This is a genomic window from Actinomycetospora sp., from assembly GCF_055612215.1.
In genome coordinates this window covers 1-7,054 of the sequence record NZ_JBVPVA010000077.1, presented here as the reverse complement: position 1 = coordinate 7,054, position 7,054 = coordinate 1, and the positions used below count along the sequence as shown (strand labels likewise).

Sequence of the window (7,054 nt, the reverse complement as noted above, 5' to 3'; positions counted from 1 at the left end):
GCCGAGGCCGTCCAGCTCGTGCCAGCGGTCGGGGCGCAGCAGCGTCCAGAAGCGGGCGTTGAGCACCAGGCAGCGCAGGCCGGGGTCGTGACCCGCCTCCCCGAGGAGCGCCAGCGCCGCCCCGGCGTCCGCCACGGCGCGCTCGGGCTCGCGGGGGTGCCAGGCGAAGGCCCGGACCGCGAACACCCGGACGCGCTCCGCGGGCGCGAGGGGCCCGGCGAGGAGCTCGTCCGTCGTCGCCAGCAAGGGCCGGTCGACGTCCGCGTTCTCGGCGAGCGCGAACGTCACCGGCCCGTCGACGCAGGTCGCGACCTCGAGGAGCAGAGCGCGCCGCTCGGCGTCGGGAAGGGTCCCGACGAGGGCCGTGGCCTCCGCGAGAGCGGTCGTGCGGTGGGTGACGGCGGGGAGTCCTGCGCCCGCCGCGGAGTGGGCGGAGGCGAGCGCGCAGCGCAGGGCGAGGCGGCGGCGCGCGTCGGCCCCCGCGCCGGCGAGCTCGAGTGCCCCGGCCAGGAGGTCGGCCGCCGTGCGCGGCGCGCCCTCCGCCCGGGCCTCGCCCGCCGCGCGTACGACGTGGTCGAGGACCCGCTCGACCCCCGCCACCGGCCCGGCCGCGAGGGCGTGGCGGGCCAGCGCGGCATGGTCTCCTGGGCGGAGGCGTTCGAGCACCGTCAGCGCCTCGGCATGCACTCGCGCGCGCCGCAGCCGCGGCAGCTCGTCGTAGAGGGTCTCGCGGAGGAGGTCGTGGGCGAAGCGGACGGCGTCCGGACCGGACTCCCCGAGCAGCCCCGTCACCACCCCGGCCTCGCACGCGGCGAGCACGCGGTCCTCGTCGTCGTCCTCCAGCGCGATCAGCACCGACACGTCGACGTCGCGGCCCAGGACGGCGGCCCGGCGCAGCACCGACGCCGCGGTCGCGGGGAGCTGGGCGACGCGGCGGGAGAGGACGTCGCGGACCCCGGCCGGAACGGTGCGGCGGGCCGCGTCGAGGCCGACGGTGCGCGCGAGCCGGGCGACCTCGCGGACGAACAGCGGGTTCCCACCGGTCCGGCCGGTGATCCGGTCGGCGGCCGCGGCGTCGACGTCGAGGCCCTCCGCGGCGACGAGGGTGGCGACGGCGTCGCGGTCGAGCCCGCCCAGCTCGATCCGCTCGGCGGTGACGGTCGCGAGCGCGGCGACGGTGGCGAGGAGGCCGTCGCCGACCTCGCCGGGCCGGAAGGTGACGACCACCAGCACCCCGGTGAGCTGCGCGGACGCCACGGCGCGGAGCAGGCGCCAGGTCTCCTCGTCGCCGCGGTGCAGGTCGTCGAGGACGACGAGGAGGGGGCCGGCGGCCGCGCCGAGGGCGGCGACGAGCGCCCGCCCGTGGTGGAAGGCGCGGTGCGCGTCGTGGCCGGCGGTCGTCGTGACCCCGCCGAGCGCGTCGGCGACCTCGGACCACGCCCAGCCCGGCGGGGCGCCGTCGACCTCCGGGCAGCGTCCGCGCACGGTGCGCCACCCGCGGGCGGAGAGGGTGTCGCGCAGGGCGTCGGCGAGGGTCGACTTCCCCGCTCCCGCCTCCGCGGTGACGAGGGCGAGGCGTCCGGGACCGTGTGCGACGGTGTCGGCGACGGCGAGGAGGCGGGCGCGCTCGGCGTCGCGGCCGACGAGGTCCGGGGTGGGCGGGGCCGTGAACGCGGCTTTCCGGACGCTGGACGTCGAGACGGGGGAGCACGCCGACAGGGCGACTTCTCTGACGTGGGCCAGCTCCGGATCGTGCGTCAGGATGCGGCGCTCGAGCTCGGCCAGAGCCGGGGAAGGGTCGAGACCGAGCTCGTCGGCCAGCCGGTGGCGCAGCGCGGCGACCGCGGCGAGCGCCTCGGCCTGGCGCCCGGTCCGGTAGAGGGCGAGGGCGAGCAGGCGCACGGGTTCCTCGCGCAGCGGCTCGTCGCGCACGTGCGGGGTCAGGAGCCCGACGACGGATTCCGCGCGGACCCCCGGCGGTGTCGCGTGGCCCGGATCCTCGGCGAGCTCGGCGGCGGCGAGGGCCTCGAGGAGGGTCCGCCGCAGTTCGGTGAGGCGCTCGACGGCGGGCCGTGCCCAGGGAGTGTCGGCGACGTCGGCGAGCACGGGGCCGGTGAACAGCGCGAGCGCGGTGCGCAGGCTCGTGGCCGCGGCGGCGGGTGGCTCGGCGCGGGCCCGCTCGCGCAGGGCTGCGGCCCGCGTGGCGTCGAGTCCCTCGCCTGCCCGTAGCGCGTACCCGCCCGCCACGCTGACCAGCACCGTCGCCGGCGTGCGCGGGGCGCGGTCCGGCTCGAGGACGCGGCGGAGGTGGCTGACGTGGGCCTGCAGGCCGGCGAGAGCACGCGGTGGCGGTTCGGAGGACCACAGGTCGTCGACGAGCCGGTCGGTGGGCACCACCTCGCCGCCCGCGACCGCGAGCCGGGCGAGCACCGCGCGCCGCTGGAGCCCGCCGAGGTCGAGGGGGCGGCCGTCGAGCGCGGCGCTGATCTCGCCGAGCAGCCGGACCTCGAGCACGCCGGGAAGACTACGATTCGTCCCAGTCGGCCACCGCCCAGAGCGGCGACACCGGCCCCGTCCCCGCGCCGAGCGGGTAGGACGCCGCGACCGCCCGGCGGATGTAGCGCTCCGCGTAGGCGACCGCGTCCGGCATCGCGAGCCCGCGGGCGAGGCCCGCGCAGGTGGCGCTGGCCAGCGCGTCGCCGGCGCCGTGGACGTTCGGGGTGTCGATGCGCGGCCCGGCGAACTCCCAGGTCCGCTCGCCGTCGGAGAGCAGGTCGGTGACCTCCGGGGAGCCGTGCAGGTGACCGCCCTTGACCAGGACCCAGCGGGCGCCGAGGTCGTGCAGGGCGTCGGCGGCCTTCCGGGCGGTGTCCCGGTCGGTGACCGTCACGCCGGCGAGCAGCCGGACCTCGTCGAGGTTCGGGGTGACGAGCGCCGCGCGGGGGAAGAGCAGGGTGCGGATGGCGTCCATGGCGTCGTCGGCCAGGAGCGGCTCGCCGTACATCGACGCGGCGACGGGGTCGACGAGGAACGGGGTGCGGTCGTCGTCCCGGCCGATCCCCACCTCGTCGACGACCGCCGCGACCGCCTCGATGATCCCCGCCGTCGCGAGCATCCCGGTCTTCGCGGCGCCGACCCCGATGTCGCCGACGACCGCCCGGACCTGCGCCGCGACGACGTCCGGCGGCACCAGGTGCACGTCCGAGACCCCGAGCGAGTTCTGCACCGTCACGGCCGTCACCGCGACGCAGCCGTGCACCCCGCACACCGTCATCGCCCGCAGGTCGGCCTCGAGGCCGGCGGCGCCCCCGGAGTCGGACCCGGCGATCGTCAGCGCGCGCGGCGGCGTCTCGCTCATGGGGAGCACGCTCCCATGTGGACGATCCTGGTCGTCGGAGCGACCGAAATCGTTCACATGGGCATCGCCCTGACGGGACCGTGGCCGGCGCCGAGGGGGTAGGAGTGCTCGACGGCGCGGGTGATGAACGCCTTGCCCAGCGCCACGGCGTCGACCAGCGGCATCCCCCGCGCGAGCCCCGCGGTGATCGCCGCGGCCAGCGAGTCGCCGCCGCCGTGGGTGTGCGGACTGGCCAGCCGGGCCGAGCGGAACTCGTGGACCTCGCCGGAGGCCAGGCTGAGCAGGTCGACGCACTCGGGCTGGGCGCGGCCCGTCGTCGCCTCCAGGTGCCCGCCCTTGACGAGGACCGCGGCCGCGCCCATCGCGTGCAGGGCGGCGGCCGCCTCGCGGGCGGAGGCGTCGTCGACGACCTTGACGTCCGTGAGCAGGGCGATCTCGTCGAGGTTCGGCGTCACCAGGGTCGCGCGGGGGAGCAGCTCGGTGCGGACCGCGTCGAGGGCGTCGTCGGCGAGCAGCGGGCTGCCGTGCATCGAGGCCGCCACCGGGTCGACGACGAAGGGCACGCCGGGTCCGGCGGCGCTGCGCCGGCCGATCCCGACCGCGTCGCACGCCGCGGCGACCGCGGAGATGATCTCCCGCGACGCGAGCATCCCGGTCTTGGCGGCGTCGACGCCCATGTCGCCGGCGACGGTGCGGATCTGGGCGGCGACGACGTCGACGGGCACCTCGTGGAAGCCCGTCACCCCGAGCGAGTTCTGCACCGTCACCGCCGTGACCGCGACCGACCCGTGGACCCCGCACGCGGCGAAGGCACGCACGTCCGCCGTCAGGCCCGCGCCGCCGCCGGAGTCGGTGCCGGCGATCGTCAGGGCGACCGGCGGGTGCTCGAGCGGTTCCGTGGTGCTCATCGTCATCGACGCTGCCACCACCGCGGACGGCGGGCAAACGGACGTCCGCCGTCGTCAGGTCCTCAGCGGGTCAGTTCGGAGGGCACCGCCAGGACGTCGACCATCGCCCGCCCGCGCAGCACCGTCACCGGCAGGGTGCGGCCGATGGAGCCGGCGAAGAGCCGCCGTTGCAGGCCCTGGGCGTCGGTGACGGGCTCGCGGTCGGCGGACACGACGAGGTCGCCGGGCCGCAGCCCGGCCTGGGCCGCCGGGCTGCCGGCGACGACGTCGGCGACCCGCAGCCCCGTCGCGCGCCCGAGCCGCGCCGCGACGTCGACCGGCAGCGGGGCCGGGGACCCGACGACCCCGAGGTAGCCGCGCCGCACCCGGCCCTCCCGGCGCAGGGCCCCGAGGATGTCGCGGGTGGTCGTCGTGATCGGCACCGCGAGGCCGAGCCCCACGCCCGCCACGGCGGTGTTGATCCCGACGACGGCCCCGGACGCGTCGGCGAGCGCCCCGCCGGAGTTGCCGGGGTTCAGCGCCGCGTCGGTCTGGATGACGTCCTCGACGACGCGGCTCGCGCTGCCGTCGCGGGTCGGCAGCGATCGGCCGAGGGCGCTCACGACGCCGGCCGTGACGCTGCCCGCGAGGCCGAGCGGGTTCCCGACGGCGACGACGAGCTGTCCGACGCGCAGGTCGGCGGCGTCGCCGAGGGCGACCGGCGTCGGGGTGACGGCATCGGGGTGGATGCTCAGGACGGCGAGGTCGGAGAGCGGGTCGGCGCCGAGGACGCGGACGTCGGCGCGGGTGCCGTCGGCGAAGGTCGCGCGCCCGGAGCGGGCGCGGGCGACGACGTGGGCGTTGGTCACCAGGACGACGCCGGTGCCGCCGGGGCCGTCGGGGCCGGATGGGTCGGAGGGGTCGGAGACGACGACCGCGGAGCCCGAGCCGAGCGGGCGTTCCGGGTCCCCGACGACGAGGGCGGCCACGGCGGGGCCGACCGTCTCCGCGACGGCGACCACGGTGCGGGAGTAGGAGTCGAGCTCGTCCACACCCTCGTGCTTACACCGTTGCAGATGTTGCGGCGAGTGTGTGCGCTGTCGGCAGAACCCGGGATCGACGACGGGGATTCACTGCCACTGGCTGCAAGCCCTATCGGCGTGCTCGTCTCATTGCTTCGCTTGCGCTGGGAGGGGCCGGGTCAGTGGCCGAACGGATCCGGGTCGACGCCGGGCATCCACGACAGCCCGGGCACGCCCCAGCCGTGGTCGCGCACCGCGCGCCGGGCGGCCCGCTTGTTCCGCCCGACGAGCCGGTCGAGGTAGAGGTGGCCGTCGAGGTGGTCGGTCTCGTGCTGCAGGCAGCGGGCGAAGAAGCCGACGCCCTCGACCTCCACCGGCGCCCCCTCGACGTCGCGACCGGTGACCTTCGCCCAGTCCGCCCGGCCCGTCGGGAAGTTCTCCCCGGGCACCGACAGGCAGCCCTCGGCGTCGTCGTCCTCGTCGGGCATGGTCTCCGGGACCGGGCCGGTCTCCAGGACCGGGTTGACGACGACGCCGCGGCGGCGCTCGCCGTCGAGCTCGGGATCGGGGCAGTCGTAGACGAACACCCGCCGGTCGACGCCCACCTGGTTCGCGGCCAGCCCGACGCCGTGGGCGGCGTCCATCGTCTCGAAGAGGTCGTCGACGAGGGTCCGCAGCTCCTCGGAGCCGAACTCGTCGTCGTCGAACGGCCGGGTCGCGGTGTGCAGGACGGGTTCGCCGGTGATCAGGATCGGGCGGACGGTCACGGCGCGGCAGCCTAGGTCAGCGGGCCGCGGTGGGGGTGACGCCGTGCGTTGTCACGGCGTTGTCGGAGGGCCGTGGTTGAATGGACGGCACCGGAATGACACCCGTGTCATTCGGGTACGGGTCCCGGTCGTCGGTCTCGAGGAGAGCACCGTCGGCACCGTCGACGTCACCGGGCTCCCGGAGGATCGAGCCTCTCCGAGGAGAGTGATGGACGCCCCAGCAGCTTCGACCGACCCGGCGCCGGCCACCGCCCCGTCCGGGCTGCACGCCGCCCTCCCGGACGACGGCCTGACGCGCCGTGACCGGGAGATCCTCGCGTTCGAACGGCAGTGGTGGAAGTACGCCGGCGCGAAGGAGCAGGCGATCCGCGAGCTCTTCGACATGTCGGCCACGCGCTACTACCAGGTCCTCAACGCCCTGGTGGACCGCCCCGAGGCGCACGCGGCCGACCCGATGCTCGTGAAGCGCCTCCGCCGGCTGCGTCAGACACGTCAACGCGCCCGTGCGGCGCGTCGGCTCGGTGTGGAGCCGAGCTAGTGGTCTCCTGATCCCGACGAGGTCGACGCCCGGTCCGAGAGCGGGCAGCGCGGCCGGAATCGGAAGGGGAGCACGGTCATGACGGGTCCCGGGGCGTCCGGCGCCTCCCGCTTGCGCATCGCGGGCGTCGCGCTGCTCGGCGTGGCTGCCATCGCCGCCGTCGTGGGCTTGATCAGCTTCGGCGGCCAGGGCACCTCGAGCGCACCGGCCGCCCCGCCGGCCGCCGCGGCCTCGGCGCCGGGGTCGGTCAGCCCGGCGCGGGTGACCCGAACGCCGCCGCTCCGGGTGCCCCGGGCGCTCCGGCTCCCGGTCAGCCGGCCGGCGCCGTGCCCGGGGCGGGTCTCCCCGGTGCCCCGGGTGCTCCCGCGCCCGGCGTGGCCCCGCCCGTGGTCGGTGCCCTCCCGCCCGTGGCCGCGGCCCCTCCGATCGTGCCGGGTAGCCCGGGCGGCGGTTCCGCTGCCGGCGCCGGTGGCCCCGGTGGT

At 77.0% G+C, this 7,054-nt stretch carries 7 protein-coding genes; 1 reads left to right on the top strand and 6 read right to left on the bottom strand.

Annotated features, from left to right (window positions below):
• From AC0CYZ_RS01670 to AC0CYZ_RS01650, 5 genes are all read right to left on the bottom strand, one after another.
• Positions 1-2,514, bottom strand: a 2,514-nt coding sequence (locus AC0CYZ_RS01670) for a BTAD domain-containing putative transcriptional regulator (RefSeq protein WP_472211601.1), incomplete at its 3' end; no start/stop codon positions are given.
• 10 nt (positions 2,515-2,524) lie between these two features.
• Complete coding sequence (thiD, locus tag AC0CYZ_RS01665; protein ID WP_472211598.1) at positions 2,525-3,358, bottom strand: bifunctional hydroxymethylpyrimidine kinase/phosphomethylpyrimidine kinase; 834 nt, start codon at positions 3,356-3,358, stop codon at positions 2,525-2,527.
• Between the two features lie 53 nt (positions 3,359-3,411).
• The gene (gene thiD / locus AC0CYZ_RS01660) at positions 3,412-4,266 is read right to left on the bottom strand and encodes a bifunctional hydroxymethylpyrimidine kinase/phosphomethylpyrimidine kinase (protein WP_472211595.1); all 855 of its coding nucleotides are present in this window, start codon (positions 4,264-4,266) and stop codon (positions 3,412-3,414) included.
• A 62-nt stretch (positions 4,267-4,328) separates the two neighbouring features.
• Positions 4,329-5,297: a S1C family serine protease gene (locus tag AC0CYZ_RS01655; RefSeq protein WP_472211592.1), complete on the bottom strand. Its 969-nt coding sequence runs from the start codon at positions 5,295-5,297 to the stop codon at positions 4,329-4,331.
• A gap of 149 nt (positions 5,298-5,446) precedes the next feature.
• A complete protein-coding gene (locus AC0CYZ_RS01650; RefSeq protein ID WP_472211588.1) occupies positions 5,447-6,034 on the bottom strand; it encodes a peptide deformylase in 588 nt (195 codons plus the stop codon).
• Positions 6,035-6,242: 208 nt separating this feature from the next.
• Here AC0CYZ_RS01650 and AC0CYZ_RS01645 point away from each other — a divergent pair, with 208 nt between their 5' ends.
• Positions 6,243-6,572: a DUF3263 domain-containing protein gene (locus tag AC0CYZ_RS01645; RefSeq protein ID WP_472211585.1), complete on the top strand. Its 330-nt coding sequence runs from the start codon at positions 6,243-6,245 to the stop codon at positions 6,570-6,572.
• Here the strand turns inward: AC0CYZ_RS01645 and AC0CYZ_RS01640 are convergent.
• The coding region (locus AC0CYZ_RS01640; RefSeq protein WP_472211582.1) for a hypothetical protein at positions 6,569-7,054 on the bottom strand (486 nt) is incomplete at its 5' end. The two genes, AC0CYZ_RS01645 and AC0CYZ_RS01640, sit on opposite strands and share 4 nt — an antisense overlap.